Raw genomic sequence first — 237 nt, forward strand, 5'->3', positions numbered from 1 at the left:
GTGGAGAATTGAATTGGGATACTCAGCTTTTAGAAAAATTGCCTTTAATAGAAAAAGCACAAACTCAAAAAGAATTTTCTTTGATCTTAGAAAATTGGATTGACGATCTTGGTCCAGTAAAAGAAATAGCGCCGATTGCTGTGCCAAAGGATATAGAACATTTTGATAAAAATTTTGATTTGAGCTGGTTTAATGGTAAACTATGTTCTAAAAAACTTTCGAAGAAACTAAAATTTA

The 237-nt window shown here is 30.4% G+C and carries 1 pseudogene; it reads left to right on the plus strand.

The features are described 5' to 3' along the window. Window positions 1–8: 8 nt before the first annotated feature. Window positions 9–237 (plus strand): annotated as a pseudogene (locus ACWA1B_RS23620) (S41 family peptidase); the annotation flags it as partial.

The sequence above is a fragment of the Flavobacterium xizangense genome (assembly GCF_054075145.1).